Origin of the sequence: Microcystis aeruginosa NIES-4325 (genome assembly GCF_008974145.1) — a bacterium.
Lineage (GTDB): Bacteria > Cyanobacteriota > Cyanobacteriia > Cyanobacteriales > Microcystaceae > Microcystis > Microcystis aeruginosa_G.
Map to the genome: position 1 here is coordinate 52,039 of NZ_BJKP01000012.1, position 15,066 is coordinate 67,104.

Here is a 15,066-nt window from a genome sequence, read left to right on the forward strand (position 1 = left end):
TGTGCTAGGCGATCAAATTCCCCTAGGTGTCACCATGTCCACTCAAGAACCCACCCTAACCGATGTTCTCAACGAATTGAAAAGCTTCCAAACAGCAGTAAATCAACGTTTTGAAGCTATAGACCAACGTTTTGAGGAAATAGACCAACGTTTTGATGCTATGGGGCAACGCTTTCAGGAAATAGACCAACGTTTTGATGCTATGGGGCAACGCTTTCAGGAAATAGACCAAAGATTAGACAAACTCGACTATAAATTTGACACCTACGAAAAAGCCTCCGAGAAAGTGCTGAGATTAGCCACGACCATTATTATCGCAGCCGCCACCGTAGCGGTTTTACCCTCGGCCTTTCAGGCAATCGGTCCCCTATTAACCCAGATCATTGCCGCCGGCAATAACTAACTTGTGATCAAGATTTGACGATTCCATGGTATGATAGAGGTTTTGGAACTATTGTTTTAGGTCAAGATCATGGCGAAACGAATGCAGGTTATCCTCAATCAAAAAGTCAGCAAATTAGGTGAAAATGGCGATGTGGTGGAAGTGGCCCCCGGTTATGCACGCAATTACCTTATCCCCCAAGGTGTCGCCGTTTTAGCCACCAAAGGCGCGATGAAACAGGCAGAATTTAGGAAAGAAAAAGAGCGTCAACGTCTCCTCGCTGAAAAACAAGAAGCGGAAACCAGAAAAACTGCGATCGAAAAACGCAGTCCCTACAGCATCCCTAAACAGGTGGGTGAAAACGAGGCAATTTTCGGTACTGTCACCAGTCAAGATGTAGCTACGGTTATTCTAGAAAATGCTAAATTAGAAATTGATCGCCGTGGTATTACCGTCCCCGATATCGGTCAATTGGGAGTCTATAAAGTACAAGTCAAACTCCATCCCGAAGTTAGTGCCGATATCGAAATTAAAGTAATTGCACAATAACAATTATTGGGCCATAGTTATCAGTAATCAGTGAAAACTTATCAGAGCCATTAACTAGCTGATGGCTGATAGCTAATAGCCATTCATATCTCAAAAACTATGACTCATTCCACGGATATAAAAACCCTAGCACGCTGGATGGCGGCGGATTTTAGTAATCAAGAACAAGCTTTTGCTAATCCGCCTTTTTTTGCCCATATTCGCGTGTGTATGCGTCCTTTACCCGATGAATTACTCAAGGGAACCAGTTTATTTTTAGAGCAGGCCTACGATTTTATGCTCAATACTCCCTATCGTTTACGAGTATTTAAATTGTCGGTAGTCGATGATCATATTGAACTAGAAAACTTTAAAGTAAAAGAGGAAGCTAACTTTTTTGGTGCTTCTAGAGAACCCCAGCGTCTCAAAAATCTCAGATCAGATCTATTAGAACCGATGCCGGGTTGTGATATGAATGTCACCTGGACAGGTAACAGTTTTAAAGGGGTGGTGAAACCGGGGAAACAATGTTTAGTCTTTCGCAAAGATAAAATGACTTATTTAGATAATAGTTTTGAAATTAGTGAACAGGGATTGATTAGCGTTGATCGCGGTTTAGATACGGAAACCGATCAATTAGTCTGGGGTTCGATCGCCGGTCCCTTTGAGTTTGTGCGTCGCAGTAGTTTTGCTGAGGAAGTGTGAGAAAAATTCTCGGTTTTTAGCTATGAAAATCGCCACATGGAATGTCAACTCGATTCGCAGCCGACAAGAGCAGGTAATTAACTGGTTACAACTCAATCCCGTTGAGGTTTTGTGCTTGCAAGAAACCAAGGTAATCGATCGAGATTTTCCCAGAGAAGCTTTTGAATCTTTGGGTTATCATCTCTATATTTCTGGACAAAAAGCCTATAATGGTGTAGCGATTTTTAGCCAAAAACCCATGGACGATATCACTATGGGATTTAGTCCCATTATCGGTGAAAATGTAACGGGAGAACTAGACGAACAAAAACGGCTAATTACTGGAGTAATCGACGATATTAGGATTATTAATCTCTATGTTCCTAATGGTTCTTCTCTAGAGAGTGACAAGTATATTTATAAGCTTAAATGGTTAGCAACTCTCAGGAAATATCTAGATAGAATAATTAATTCTCAACCCCAAGAATTATGTATCTGTGGTGATTTTAATATTGCCTTAGAAGATAAAGATATTTATGATCCCAAAGGCAAAGAAAATCATATTATGTCTTCAGCTAAAGAAAGAGAAGCTTTAGAAAAAGTCTTAGAAATTGGTTTACAAGATGCCTTTAGAAAATTCACCTCAGCAGCGGGACATTATAGTTGGTGGGATTATCGCAGCGGTGGTTTTACTCGTAACCGAGGTTGGCGAATCGATCATCTTTATTTAACTCCTCAGCTATACGAAAAGGCCGTTAATTGTCTAATCGATCGAGAACCCAGAAAACAAGAAAAACCCAGCGATCATACCCCTGTGATTCTGGAAATATCAAGCAAAAATAGCTAAAGGATCAACCTAGACTTTGCACAGCCAGAATTTTGCTCTCTTAGCTTCCCTAACTAGGGACTTTCACCTTGAGGATTTATTCAGTAACGAGAAAATGCTATGATTCGGGTTGAATTTACCAAGTTTATTAAATTATGCGTTCTCCCCAATTAATTGTTCTATTGCTCGGTTTATCCCTTCTCCCCGGCATCTCTCCCCCTTTTGTCCATGCTAATCCCTCGATAGTGCCAGTGAAACAATCGAGTAATCGCGATGGGGGACAAAAAATCAGTGAAGCGGAAATTAAAGCAATGATTCAAGACATTGAAACCGCTATTAAAGATAAAAATATCGCCCTAATCCTCAAACACTATGCCCCGTTTATTTCCTCGCAATTGACCATTAAAACCGATGCTAGTACCGAAATTTTTGAGTTAGAAGGCATCACGGAACATAAAAGATTTTTAGAGGAATCCTACAAAAATATTAAAAGTATAGAGGTTCTTTCTGAGAATTGGGACGTGGATATTCTTGCTAATGACGAGATGGCGATTATCACTCGCGAGCGGGTAGTCAATATTACCAACACCGAGGGTGATAACTATATAGTGGCATCGGCAGCAGTCGCTAAAGTCGCTCCCATCGACGGCAAATTGAGGATCTTTTCCATTCAAGAAACCGCCGAAGTGGGACGCAGACCAAAAAAATAATTAGTTTCTCTGGTTAGGACTAGACCAACCCGACTCCCGCCGTCTTCGTCCCTCGATAAAACCGTCATCGTAGTCTCTGGAATTGCGCGGATTATCATAGCGGGCAAAGTTAAAACCGTCCTCTAGTCCGCGCTGAAATTCTTGTTCTGGTGGCACAAATCGATAACGTTGTCTATTATCCTGTACCACTCGATTGATTAACAAGGCCCCCGCTCCAATACCAACAGCCTCACCAAAGGTTAAAGACTTAGCATAATCGATGTTAATTGTCAAGAAAGTTGTTGTTAAAATTAAGGCTTTTCCCCAATGTTTACCCATAAAATCCTCCTTCAAAAAATCAGGTTGACAACGAAACCCCTACAGATAGAGAGTTTCTCATAAAATCGACCAATGACTCCCTAAAATGAAAACTTTGTACCTCATCTACAGATAGAGAGTTTCTCATAAAATCGACCACTGACTCCCTAAAATGAAAACTTTGTACCTCATCATTACGATAAGTGAGATCAAGAAGTTTTAGAAGAATGGGAGTGAAAGCGAATACCTAGGAAGACATCGTAGAGGAAACTCCAGAAATTCTTACCTTGCAGTAAACCTAAAGACTGTTCACACTCTTTTGCGTCTAAAAGCGGTTTAGTGGCATAGTATGCCGGTTGGTATTTGTACCAGGGAATCGAGGGCCAGAGATGATGCACGAGATGATAATTCTGCCCTAAAATCAGCAGATTTAACAGGGGACTGGGGTAAACGCGGGCATTTTTCCAACGATCGCGCTCTTGGAAAGGACGATGGGGGAGATAATCAAAAAATAAACCGAGGGCAATTCCCACCACTAAAGCGGGAACAAACCAAAAATTCATCACATAGCCAATAAAACCGTATTGACAGGCGACGATGACTATGGTAGCAACAAAAAGACGACTGAGGAACCATTCCAGCAGTTCATATTTTCGCCAGAGTTGCCGCTTAAAAAAGAAGATTTCGTGATAAAAAAATCTGGCCGCAATCATCCACAACGGTCCACCAGTGGAGACAAAATGATCCGGATCATTTTCGGGATCGTTAACGTGAGCATGGTGCTGTAGATGGACTCTTGTGAAGACGGGAAAGGCAAAACCGAGCATTAAAGCACTGCCATGACCTAAAATAGCATTAAATACCCGATTGCTATGGGCAGAATTATGAGAGGCATCATGGATAACTGTCCCCGATAAATGTAAAGCGAGGACATTAGCACTAAAACAAATCCAGTCGGGCCAGGACCATAGCCAATAGCCACAGGTAGATAGGGTTATTAGGCTCAAGGCACTAAAAAACATGGTAACGTTTGGGTTGAAGCCCCCCGGTGCTTTTAAATACTCTTTGGGGACTGTCAGCAACATCTCGGCCGACTGCATTATGGGTGTTGCTCCTTATTGTGTTCGCTTTACTGGCGTAAATTATCATACTACGGCTTTTTCATAAAGTTTTGTAACATTACCTTAATTAATCTAAAGTTATGAAGAAAGTAAGGATTTGTTATATGGTCTTCCCCCCTCAGTCCCCGAAGGAAAAGCGAGGCTACAAGAGAAAATCACGGGCGCTTAACGCCAGTTTCGCACTTAAACGATTAAAAAATTCGGCTAGAGACTCGGCTTGAGGGGGAGCGATCGCCTGTTTCCCCAGCATCACCGATTCTACCCTATCCCGATCACCGAAAATATCGATAAGACACTCCCTATCGATATCGAATTCATGCAGTAAAGATTCTAACGTAGCGGTAGGATTTGTTCGGGCGATCGGATAATGTTTCCGCTCGTATTCTTCCACTAATAACACCAATAAATCAAATAATAGTCCTTCGTCATTGCTTAACTCCCGTGACATCATCCCTTCAATTATGCTTAAAAATCGCTCGTATTCTTGCGAGTTATTAATCGGTTTCGGTTGATACTGCAAGAGTAAATCACCATAGGTTAATGGATTAGAAGTAGGGATCATTTTTCCAGTTCTCCTTATTGTATTCAGCGTGACTTAGAATATATTTAACGAAAATGGTTTGACGAGAATAATTGATGTCAGCGATTAAACGGTATTTGTTTCCCTTGATATTAAAAACTGTAAAATTTCCCACCGCCTCCGCTTTCGGGTAGCGACCTTGAACCTCTACTAAATTTTTCCAGTTAGCCTTACTAGCGAAGTTATACCAATCGCTAAGAGCGTCTTCCGCGTCCGAGTGGCGTTGCCAAAACTCTCGTAATTTGACTTTACTGATCACGCGCATCGATCGCTAGTTTTATTGTTCTCTTTAACCCAGATAAACATTGATCACTCTAATAATTATAGTATATGTCAATTTGACCGATCGCCTCCCGCACCCCAGAAAAGCGCACCCCTTCGCGCATCTCTGGGAGATCGCCCTCAATCCCCAATCGAGTAATCAATAGCTAGATAAAGCATAAGAAATATAAATAACAAAAACCTTGACAAAATGGGCGGGGGTGGGTCTTGAACAAAGACTTGATAGCTCACTTACCTAAAATGTCGGCTTGAAGGCTCTCGGTTTTACCGATGAGATGAAAAGCCGACCAATATAGAACAGCGAAGCACGATTAAAAATCAGGACTGTCTTGATTTTCGACATATTTTTTGAGTTGGTCTATTGTGACACCGCCACAACTAGCCACAAAATAAGCCCCCGTCCACAAAACTCGCTTGTCTTGACCATATATCTTTTTTAAGTGGTCAGGGTAGTTGTCCCACAATAGCTTACAAGAGATTGACTTCAGGTTGGCTATTAACCCGCTTAACAGCTTGTGGGGTGGGTAAGTAAGAAGAATGTGTACATGGTCTGATTCTCCGTTAATCTCGACTACTTCCGCATCCCATTTAGCGGCAATAGAGTTAAAAGCTACCTTCAAAAACTCCAAATGCTCCTTTTGAAACACCTTCCTACGATATTTTGTCACGAGGACTATATGTACAGTGAGATTAAAGGTAGCCCTACGAGTCTTAAAATAATTAACTTTCATGCCCTTGACACTTTGTACGGTGGATTGCTATAATCATAGCGTAGCACATTGAGAGGTCGAGTCAATGCGAGTCATAGAGTTTAAGTTAAAGACCAATTCTCACCAAGAAATAGCCATTCAAGAAGCTATCAGGGTGGGACAGTTCATCAGGAATAAGTGTTTAAGATTTTGGATGGACTCTACCAAAGAAGACAAAGTAAACTATGCTACTTTGTGCCGATTAGTCACAGATTTAACACAAAATCCTGAGTTCCCTTTTGTGGGTAAACTTAACTCTATGGCTCGTCAGGCGAGTGTTGAAAGAGCTTGGTTTTCTATATCCCGTTTCTACAACAATTGTAAAAAGCGCACCGCCCGCGCCGAATCGAATTCGGCGAGCGGACGGAGCAAGAAGGGTTTGGCGAAAAAAGGCTATCCTAAATTCAAAAAGTTCTCAAGGTCTGTAGAGTACAAATCTTCTGGTTGGAAATTAACGGAAGATAAAAAGTTTATTCACATCACGGATAAAACAGGGATTGGGAAGCTAAAACTCATCGGGACTTTTAACCGTCAACTCTTAGACAAAACCACAATCAAAAGAGTCAGGCTTATTAAAAAGGCAGACGGCTTTTATTGTCAATTTGTTTTAGACATTGAGAGAGTGGAACCGCTTGACTCTACAGGAAAAGAAGTAGGGATTGATTTAGGTTTAAACCATTTCTTGACTGACTCTAATGGGGATAAAATTGATAACCCACGGTTTCTTCGTAAGTCTGAAAAAAGACTAAAAAAGGCTCAACGTAAACTCTCAAAAAAGAAAAAGGGAAGCCAAAAAAGGTTAAAGCAGAAATCTAGAGTAGCCCGCCTTCATTTAAAAGTTTCTAGACAACGTAAAGATTTTGCCGTTAAGACAGCAAAAGCGTTGATCCAATCTAACGATTTGGTAGTCTACGAGGACTTGAAGGTTTCTAATATGGTGAAAAACCGAAAACTTGCTAAATCAATTCAAGATGCGAGTTGGTCAATGTTCACCAATTGGTTAGACTATTTTGGAAAAATTCACGGGAAGTTTGTCATAGCGGTAAACCCCCAATACACTAGCCAACAATGCTCTGATTGTGGCAATATCGTCAAGAAAACATTATCGATAAGGACACATATTTGTTCTTGTGGTTGCGTTTTAGACCGGGATGAAAACGCCGCTATAAACATACTTCATAAAGCAAATACTGTCGGGCGGACAGAAATTCAAGCCCTCGGACAGACTACCCACTGTCTAACAGGTGAAAGCTTGTTAGATAAGGTAACTGGTTGAACAGGGAATCCCTCGCTTTTAGCGATGGGAGCGTCAAAAAAACCGTTTTTTAACTTCTTGCCAAGAAAGGATTATTCTCGTGGATAAGATTTATTCAGCCAGCCCTAATTGGTTTAATAATTCTTGTGTTACCACATCGGGATGCTGCGCTTCCATGATCGCCCGGACTACAGCTACCCGTTGCGCTCCTGCCGTTAAAACCTCTTTAATGTTATTACTATCAATACCACCGATCGCAAACCAGGGTAAAGGGCAATTTTCCCGCGCATAACGGACGTATTCCAATCCTGCCGGGGTTTTCCCTGCTTTGGTGGGGGTGGCATAAACCGGACCGACTCCCACATAATCGGCCTTTTCTTGGATTGCTTTGGCCATCTCTTGGGGATTAGTGGTGGACCGACCGATAATTGCCCCAGGGCCGAGAAATTGCCGCGCTAGGGAAATCGGTACATCCTGTTGACCGAGATGAACACCATCGGCATGAATGGCCTTAGCAATATCGACGCGATCGTTCATAATAAATAAAGCATCGTAACGGTGGCATAACTCACACAGTTTAGCCGCCTCTTCTAAACGAATCGTATCAGCGGCGGTTTTATGGCGGTACTGCACCAATTTTAACCCCCCTTTTAGAGCTAATTCAACGATTTCTAACAGATTTTCGGCGGGAGAAGTGACTAGATAGAGGGGAGATGCTTGCAGTTTTTCTAGGGGTGGAGAGATTAATAGTTTACTCTCTAGCTGATAAACCCGATAGCGCAGCTGTTTACAGGCTATGCCTAGCTCTAGATCATAAAGTTTACCGTATTCTTCTAAAACCCGAAAAGCCTCCTGTACGCGGGCGAGATTGGCCTGCAGCAGTCCCTCGATAGTCTCCCGGATTTCCTCCCTGGGATGGCTTAAATCCCTGCCGATATCCCCGGCCGTGTCTCGATGTCGTTTCAGATCGATCGAGTGCCAACTAGCCAACTGATGGCGCATTTCTTTACATTCTTGGGCTAAATCCGGATTATCTAAGCCAAAACGACACCATTCTTCGATAATTCGCAGTCCTTCTCTGGCCCGGTCAAGGTTAGCATCAAGAATCCGTTTAATCGCCGTAGTTTCTAGTTTCATTTGCCGTCAATGTGGAGTTATTATAGCCATTAGCTGTCAGCTAAAATATTACTATTCTTGGCCTGTGTTCGGGGAATAGTAGGGGCAGCACCAGACAACCAAAAAGAGGGATGAGAAACCCAAGTTTTCGGTAATTTTAACCCACAGGGACATTCTTAAGCGCCGCTAGGTATTCCAGTAATTGCCGATGATCTGGGTGATGTAGCGGGTAGAGACGATTGTAACAGATGGTGACGAGGGCTTGCAGATCCTCCATTAAATCCTCAGCTGCAATGGATTCATGGGATTGATTGAGGAGAATGACTTGGATTTTAAAGAAACCGCACAAACCCCAAATAAAATCATGACAAAAGCGGCCAACACTTTCCTGATGGGTTAAAACTAGACATTCCAACCCACCGTTACAAATCATCTCCACTACACGCATAAGATTAGGATGATTGTGGCTGACTCCGTTGCCGATATCGGTGAGAATTTCAAAGGGTTGACCCTGCTGACTACAAAATTCTTCTAACGCTTTTATCTGGGTTTCTAATTGTGGTTTTTGTTCAGGTCGATTAACACGAGCATAGCCAATAATGGAGCGGGTTGCTTGGACAGATTGTAAGATGTCTTGCCGTCGATAGCGGCGATGACCGCCGGGGGTACGAATTGAGGTAATTTTACCCTGTTGTTCCCAGCGTCGGAGAGTTTTAATGCTAACTCCCAGCAAATCCGAGGCTTCTCGAATAGTGATTAGGTTATCCATAGATATAACTCGGTTTTAAATTAAGAAAATTTATTTGGTTAGAATTGTCCAACTTTGGATAGGTATTTGTTCACTTTCAACCCATGACCACCGGGGGTACGAATTGAGGTAATTTTACCCTGTTTTTGCAAAGGCTGGAGAGTTCTAATGCTAACCCCAAACCAATCCGAAGCTTTTCCAGGAGTAATTAATTATACATATAGCGGTGTGCAGTCGTATGAGGTACAGTGTCACGAGCTATAAACCATGCTAGGCAAAGCTTGGTTTGTATCTCACTCAAGCGCTTACCGCTATATACAAGAATCGGTTTTCAATTTAAAAAATTTATAGGGTAGAATTGTCCAATTTTATACAAATAGTTGTCCATTTTCATCCTGTGATTAGCTCCTACTGGTGATTGTCGGTCATTAATAAACATTAATAATAACCCTTGAGACAAATATATGAAACAGGATTTTGTCTCTTTTTCAAACCTGAGTTTGTTTCAGGGTCGCACCGGTGACACTTTTATAGTAGCAAAGCAAAAAGACCTTACTGTAGGGATGAATTGCCTTCGCCCATTTACCCCTTGAGGGAATTGATTATTATGGAACTCCAGTTTTAACGGTCAAAACTATTAAGTTTTATATATTTTCTCTCTCTTGATTAAGTTTTGTAACTATCAGAGAAATTTTTAAAAAGTAGAGCTTGTTTGTTTGTCCAACTTTGACTGGAAAAGCTTGGGTATATTTGTATATTTTTAGGTAGTTATCTTCAAGAAAAACTGCTGTAAATTGGAAAAAAAAATAAAGAAATGTTGCCGAAAATAATTTTCTCAAACACTTGTTTTTTTTTGGAAAAGTTTGTTATGCTTCTGTCAAGCCAAAAGTCATTAGCGAGCCTTAAGCTCGCTTAACTTCTTCTGATGGCTATTACTACACACAATTAAAGCTGGATAATTCAGTTATGATGACAACCAACAAATTAACCAAAACCTTTGCTTCTGGCTTAGCCACCCTCAGCATCGCTGCCGTCTCCTCTGTTGCTGGCTCGATGTTACTAGCACCTTCAGCAAGAGCATTAACCTTTGTCGGTAACTTCGAAGGTGTTATCAATGACAATTCTACCGTAAGAGATGCTAATGGCACTATATATGATCGCATTGAGGTAGGTGACAAGGCATTCTATAACTTCAATTTTAATACTGGAACAGGAACAGGCGATGTTCTACCTGGAGATGGAATCGATATATTCGAAGTAGGTGGTTCTTGGGTTTTTGAATACGATCATCAAGGGTTGGATGGTCTTTTGAATGGTACTATTGAGTACGACGTCCATATAATTGACGATCCCTCAACACCCATTAATGAAGCTACGGCTAACCTCTATTTCGATCAAATCGATTTTGATACGGAAACAGCTGGTCCCATCGGTTATCTGGGGACAAAAAATGTATATGCTCTTGATGATTTGCTGAATCCAGTTCTTACTTTAAAATCCATAAATGGCAGTCAGGATAGCGGGTCTATTCTAGGAGAGAACCTCAAAACCATCAAGGTGGTCGATATTTTAACCTCTAGTGGCGGTTTCCTGCGGGGTCTTGATAACGACTTCACCCAAAGCACCCACAAAGTTCCCGAACCGGGTACTATTCTCGGACTTCTGACTGTGGGTGGTTTAGGATTGGTGTCCCGCTTCAAAAAACAAAAATAACAGTTACCAATGTCTTGCACACATTGATAACTGTGACGTTGAACAAGAATAGCTAAAGGTTAGATGCCCTGTTTGGTTTTCTAGCTTTTAGCTTTCCTTTAGGTGTTGACTATAACACAAGTCAAGGGCTAATTTTTGTTTTTAATCAATAAATCCTTAGAAAGTTTTCAGGTTTTATACCAAATCCGTTTAGTATAGGCTAGTTATGAGGAGAGGCACTTATGCAAAGGGGAGAATCAATAATCAGTTTTTAATAACCAGATTTAGTATTACCCCCCAAACCCAAGAGAGCCGAGATAAGCTAAGACGCATTTAAAGTGCTTATTCTTAAGATTAGCCGAATCTCCCCCAATCCCTTTACTGTTGCCTCTTGCCGTTCGGCTGAGCTCACGGCCGAAGCCTCTTGCCTCTTGCCTCGTCTCAACAAGCAATTTAAATTACGAACAGCTTATTTGGCTGAGAGTGCGTTTTCACTGACTCACCTTTGACTTTCCCTCCCAATTCCCACTTATCTACTGGTCTTGCATATACGGTTGATTATTCTTGAGACAATTATATGCCTTTTGTAACTCGATTCCCAGATAACCTATATGTTCGGGAATAATTGCCGGATTGGTAGCGGCAAGCTCGCGGATTAATTTGAGGGGATTTTTGCCTCGATAACAGGCGACAATTTCCCCACTGCCGGGGGTAGTTTGTTGGATAAGAATTTGTTCTTCCTCTACGGAAATCAGAAAGTTACCGCTAGGGTCAAAAAAATTGCGCTGATTGATAATTTTATCGTACTGGGTGGCGATTAATCGTTCGACATTCTCCCAAGTATCATCGTATATGTGAGCAGATTGACTAATAGTAATTAATGGACCCATTGATAAATTGTAGTCAGAGTGCTTGCTAATCTCATCTCTAATATGTTGCTGTAAAGCGCGCAATCCCATGGCATTTGCCGGCCAAGCGGCAAACATATCATTACTTCTAAATATAGCAGTGAGAGATAATTCATTTTCCACCACTCGCACCCAAATATGATTTAAACAGGGACTGCCTCCCTTTTCGTGGTCTTTCACATCCCAAAGGGACATAACTGCACTGGCAGCGTCAATTTCTGAGATTAATTTATTGATAACCTGGGCAATTTGGTCTCGGCCAAACCAAGAGCGTAATCTTTGACCGTAGGTGTATTTAACTCCTTGCTGTATAGGGGAATCATCGAGAATTTGTCCGATATATTCGGTGAGAAAAGGTCTATCTATAGGCAAATAATTAGGTTCGGGAAAGTAAAAGTCTGGGGGTTCATCGGTGACAACGGCCATTAAGTCAATTAATTCTTGCCATTTACCATCATATCCTGTCGGTCTAATTGTGCCGGTGGTTTTAATCTTTTGGAGGATTTTTACCCAAGTTTCGCCAATAGTTTTGCCTTCAATGCGATGACCGTATCTTGTCCCGGGTAGCAGAGAAGGAAGATTTTCTAAGAGGGGAAAGATTAAGGGTTCTCCCCAAGTTGGTAAGGGAGATTGTTCTGCATAATTTTTGACTTTTTCAATCGCTTCTGGAAGGGATTGAACCAGTTGATATTGAATTGATTGACGCAATTTTTCGAGGGTTTCTCGGTCAATTTCTTTATCAATATATCCCGTGATAGGAGAATTAATTAGCCAACATTCTCTACCTGTGTCACTTTTTCCTAACTGGAATCCTTGACTAAAAAAATCTAGCAAACATTGACAACTACCAGAGTTTTTATCTTCTTTTGTAGCGTTGAGAATAACTAAATATCTAACGTGGGGATTGGCAATTAAGTTTCTTAGCAGGGGACTAATCCCTCTGGTGGGACTATAAAGATTACCAATCACTGCGTATTGGTCGGGATTTAAATGTTTAGCAATGGACTGTTTTACTGTCCATCCCGTGATAATTGCCGTTTGGCCGTGACCGCAGATTAATTGATTGGGTTTATAGTGGGGTTGGTAGGTGAATTTAGTGGTGGTTTCTATACTAAGCATGGATTTAAATTAATTGTTCAAGATAATTAATAATATTTTGGTGAAGCTGTTCTATTGTATCATTGCCATCTAATTGTAAACAATTATCTTTATATTCTTTAAATATCTGGAGAAACATCTGACGAACTTTCATTAATTTTTCTTGTTTTTCGTACACTTCTGTGATGGCTCGGTTTTTAATTCTTGCTAGAGAAATATCGGGAAGAACATCGATATAAATAACTAAATCGGGATTGGGAAAATGTTGATTTAACTGCCGAACAAAAGCCAATTCTTCGGGATTATTGCAATTGTAGGCCAGGGAAGAAAAATAATAACGAGTAGTGATAACGTGGGTTTGTTCTTGGTGAATAAGTTTAAAAACGCCATCGTGATCATTATATAAGTGATAATGGCGATCAGCTGCAAATAAATAGGCCATTTGTTGGTCAAATTTATTTTGATCTTTGATAGAAATAAGATTAGTTTGCATTATTTCTCGAATCAAACGACCGATGACTCCCTCGGAAGGTTCCGGACTTAAAACTGCTTTTTCTCCTCCCTTTAAAAAATATTCTTGTAGGAGTTTTGCTTGGGTACTTGTTCCCGATCCATCAATACCTTCAAAGACAATAAATTTCGGTTTCATAATTTAATCTTTTTTCTAGATATAATTATCTGAATAATTGTTTTAACCAAGTTAACCAAGATTTTTTCTGGGGGATTAATTGCGTCATTTCTCCGATAATCTCTCCCATACTTCCCCAAGTATAAATATTTTTATTCAGGGATTGTATGGTTAAATTTTCTTGTAAAGCTAAACTGATGATGTTAATCATTTCTGCTGCTTGATTACCCACTATTTGCGCTCCTAGTATTTTACCATCTTGTTGGTAGATTAATTGACAAAATCCCGTGGTTTCTCCCCAGATTTGCTGTGCCACTATATTTTTGATGGGATAGTTGATCATCTTTACCTCCTCACCATAGTTGTCTTGGGCTGCTTTTCCAGTTAAACCCACCCAAGCAATGGCAGGATCGAAAGCAATAAATGAGGGAATTTGCTGGGGATTAAAGTTAAATTTTTCTCCCGTGAGCAGATGCTTGACTAACCCAAAAGCGGCCCGGTAATTTAAAGTAGGATCGGGATAATTATTGCTGAGCAAATTTAGGGCATAAATGCGGGAATTATCGGTTTGTAATTGCTGATTAACCCTGATTAATCCTTGCTCTAGTTTAACTCCCACCCCAGCCAAATTTAATCCCCGTTCATCGACTTGATAATTACCAGCAAAAATGAGATCATCAACTTCGATAACACGATTACCTAATTGTAGCCATTTTTGACCCTCGATCGCTTTCACTTGACTAGGACAATGGCCGGGTAAAATCTTAATTCCTTCCGCTTCTAAAATGGCAGTAACTAAATGGCAGATTTCCCGATCAACATCCGGCAGTAGATAATTATCCTCGATAATTAAGCTAATTTCTTTCCCCAAACGTCGGAGAATTTGCGCTAAACTCACAGCCATGCTGCTGTTGCCAATAATGGCTAAATGTTGTCCCAACTTGTCTAAATTTGGCTCTTGCCAAAGGGTTTGAGTGGTAAAATAATTAACATCATCTAAGCCGAAAATTTTCGGGACTTGCGGATAAAAACCTGGGGCGATAAGATAGTGTTTAGCCAACAATTGCCGACCGTTAACTACGAATCCTAAACGGGGCAGCCGGACAAATTCCCCCCCACCCGGGATCACGTCTATTCCTTCCGCGGCTAATCTCGCTAAAGAATGATGTTTATTAATAGTTTTATCCACTTCCTCTAGCCATTGCCGCAACCGTTGCCATGGGGGATAAATGGCCGTTTCTTGCCAATGATTCAGCAGTTTATAGAGATGGATAATTTCGCTGTAACCCTTGCTAAAAATGTCCTCAGATGCCACTAAATTGCCACTAGAAGGCTGTTGCACTAAAGCCACCCTTTTTTTGAGGTGAACAGCCAACAAAGCCGCTTTTATCCCCGCAGGAGTGGCACCAATAATTACTAAGTCGTAAACCACAAATATAAAGTAGAAGTCAGGAGACAGAAT

The 15,066-nt window shown here is 41.0% G+C and carries 17 protein-coding genes; 7 read left to right on the forward strand and 10 right to left on the reverse strand.

Going from position 1 to position 15,066, the window contains the following annotated elements:
* Position 1: 1 nt before the first annotated feature.
* From MiAbW_RS08795 to MiAbW_RS08815, 5 genes are all read left to right on the forward strand, one after another.
* Positions 2–403: a hypothetical protein gene (locus MiAbW_RS08795; RefSeq protein ID WP_151695803.1), complete on the forward strand. Its 402-nt coding sequence runs from the start codon at positions 2–4 to the stop codon at positions 401–403.
* Between the two features lie 69 nt (positions 404–472).
* Positions 473–931, forward strand: coding sequence for a 50S ribosomal protein L9 (gene rplI / locus MiAbW_RS08800; RefSeq protein ID WP_151695804.1), 459 nt, complete (start codon positions 473–475; stop codon positions 929–931).
* A gap of 99 nt (positions 932–1,030) precedes the next feature.
* Positions 1,031–1,615 (forward strand): chromophore lyase CpcT/CpeT, encoded by a 585-nt coding sequence (locus tag MiAbW_RS08805; protein ID WP_151695805.1) that lies wholly within the window; start codon positions 1,031–1,033, stop codon positions 1,613–1,615.
* A 22-nt stretch (positions 1,616–1,637) separates the two neighbouring features.
* Positions 1,638–2,441, forward strand: coding sequence for an exodeoxyribonuclease III (xth, locus tag MiAbW_RS08810; protein WP_151695806.1), 804 nt, complete (start codon positions 1,638–1,640; stop codon positions 2,439–2,441).
* Between the two features lie 134 nt (positions 2,442–2,575).
* Positions 2,576–3,130 carry a hypothetical protein gene (locus MiAbW_RS08815; protein ID WP_151695807.1) on the forward strand — a complete coding sequence of 185 codons (555 nt, stop codon included), beginning with the start codon at positions 2,576–2,578 and terminating at the stop codon, positions 3,128–3,130.
* Here MiAbW_RS08815 and MiAbW_RS08820 read toward each other — a convergent pair whose 3' ends face one another.
* The 5 genes from MiAbW_RS08820 to tnpA all read right to left on the reverse strand — a co-directional run bounded on the left by MiAbW_RS08820 (position 3,131) and on the right by tnpA (position 6,141).
* The gene (locus MiAbW_RS08820) at positions 3,131–3,448 is read right to left on the reverse strand and encodes a hypothetical protein (protein WP_151695808.1); all 318 of its coding nucleotides are present in this window, start codon (positions 3,446–3,448) and stop codon (positions 3,131–3,133) included.
* A 188-nt stretch (positions 3,449–3,636) separates the two neighbouring features.
* Complete coding sequence (gene crtR, locus MiAbW_RS08825) at positions 3,637–4,527, reverse strand: beta-carotene hydroxylase (protein WP_151695809.1); 891 nt, start codon at positions 4,525–4,527, stop codon at positions 3,637–3,639.
* A gap of 163 nt (positions 4,528–4,690) precedes the next feature.
* Positions 4,691–5,110 carry a helix-turn-helix domain-containing protein gene (locus tag MiAbW_RS08830; RefSeq protein WP_151695810.1) on the reverse strand — a complete coding sequence of 140 codons (420 nt, stop codon included), beginning with the start codon at positions 5,108–5,110 and terminating at the stop codon, positions 4,691–4,693.
* On the reverse strand, positions 5,094–5,393 hold the full coding sequence (locus MiAbW_RS08835; protein ID WP_151695811.1) for a type II toxin-antitoxin system HigB family toxin: 300 nt from the start codon (positions 5,391–5,393) through the stop codon (positions 5,094–5,096). Before MiAbW_RS08835 ends, MiAbW_RS08830 begins: the two co-directional genes overlap by 17 nt.
* A 328-nt stretch (positions 5,394–5,721) precedes the next feature.
* Positions 5,722–6,141 (reverse strand): IS200/IS605 family transposase, encoded by a 420-nt coding sequence (gene tnpA, locus MiAbW_RS20675; protein ID WP_015983817.1) that lies wholly within the window; start codon positions 6,139–6,141, stop codon positions 5,722–5,724.
* A 64-nt stretch (positions 6,142–6,205) separates the two neighbouring features.
* Between tnpA and MiAbW_RS08845 the strand changes: the two genes are divergently transcribed.
* Positions 6,206–7,435 (forward strand): RNA-guided endonuclease InsQ/TnpB family protein, encoded by a 1,230-nt coding sequence (locus tag MiAbW_RS08845; protein ID WP_151695812.1) that lies wholly within the window; start codon positions 6,206–6,208, stop codon positions 7,433–7,435.
* 90 nt (positions 7,436–7,525) lie between these two features.
* On the opposite strand, the gene MiAbW_RS08850 is transcribed toward MiAbW_RS08845, so the two are convergent.
* Positions 7,526–8,551 (reverse strand): thiamine phosphate synthase, encoded by a 1,026-nt coding sequence (locus MiAbW_RS08850; RefSeq protein ID WP_151695813.1) that lies wholly within the window; start codon positions 8,549–8,551, stop codon positions 7,526–7,528.
* Positions 8,552–8,687: 136 nt separating this feature from the next.
* Positions 8,688–9,299, reverse strand: a complete 612-nt coding sequence (locus tag MiAbW_RS08855) for an IS607 family transposase (protein WP_151695814.1) — start codon at positions 9,297–9,299, stop codon at positions 8,688–8,690.
* Positions 9,300–10,244: 945 nt separating this feature from the next.
* Here MiAbW_RS08855 and MiAbW_RS08860 point away from each other — a divergent pair.
* Complete coding sequence (locus MiAbW_RS08860; RefSeq protein WP_238707227.1) at positions 10,245–10,991, forward strand: PEP-CTERM sorting domain-containing protein; 747 nt, start codon at positions 10,245–10,247, stop codon at positions 10,989–10,991.
* Between the two features lie 512 nt (positions 10,992–11,503).
* On the opposite strand, the gene MiAbW_RS08865 is transcribed toward MiAbW_RS08860, so the two are convergent.
* From MiAbW_RS08865 to MiAbW_RS08875, 3 genes are read right to left on the reverse strand one after another with little or no spacing between them, the layout of a single operon-like run.
* Positions 11,504–12,997 carry a thymidylate synthase gene (locus MiAbW_RS08865; RefSeq protein ID WP_151695815.1) on the reverse strand — a complete coding sequence of 498 codons (1,494 nt, stop codon included), beginning with the start codon at positions 12,995–12,997 and terminating at the stop codon, positions 11,504–11,506.
* Positions 12,998–13,001: 4 nt separating this feature from the next.
* Complete coding sequence (tmk, locus tag MiAbW_RS08870) at positions 13,002–13,625, reverse strand: dTMP kinase (protein ID WP_151695816.1); 624 nt, start codon at positions 13,623–13,625, stop codon at positions 13,002–13,004.
* A 25-nt stretch (positions 13,626–13,650) separates the two neighbouring features.
* Entirely contained in the window at positions 13,651–15,036 is a 1,386-nt protein-coding gene (locus tag MiAbW_RS08875) for a dihydrolipoyl dehydrogenase family protein (RefSeq protein ID WP_151695817.1), read from the reverse strand.
* Positions 15,037–15,066: the final 30 nt, after the last annotated feature.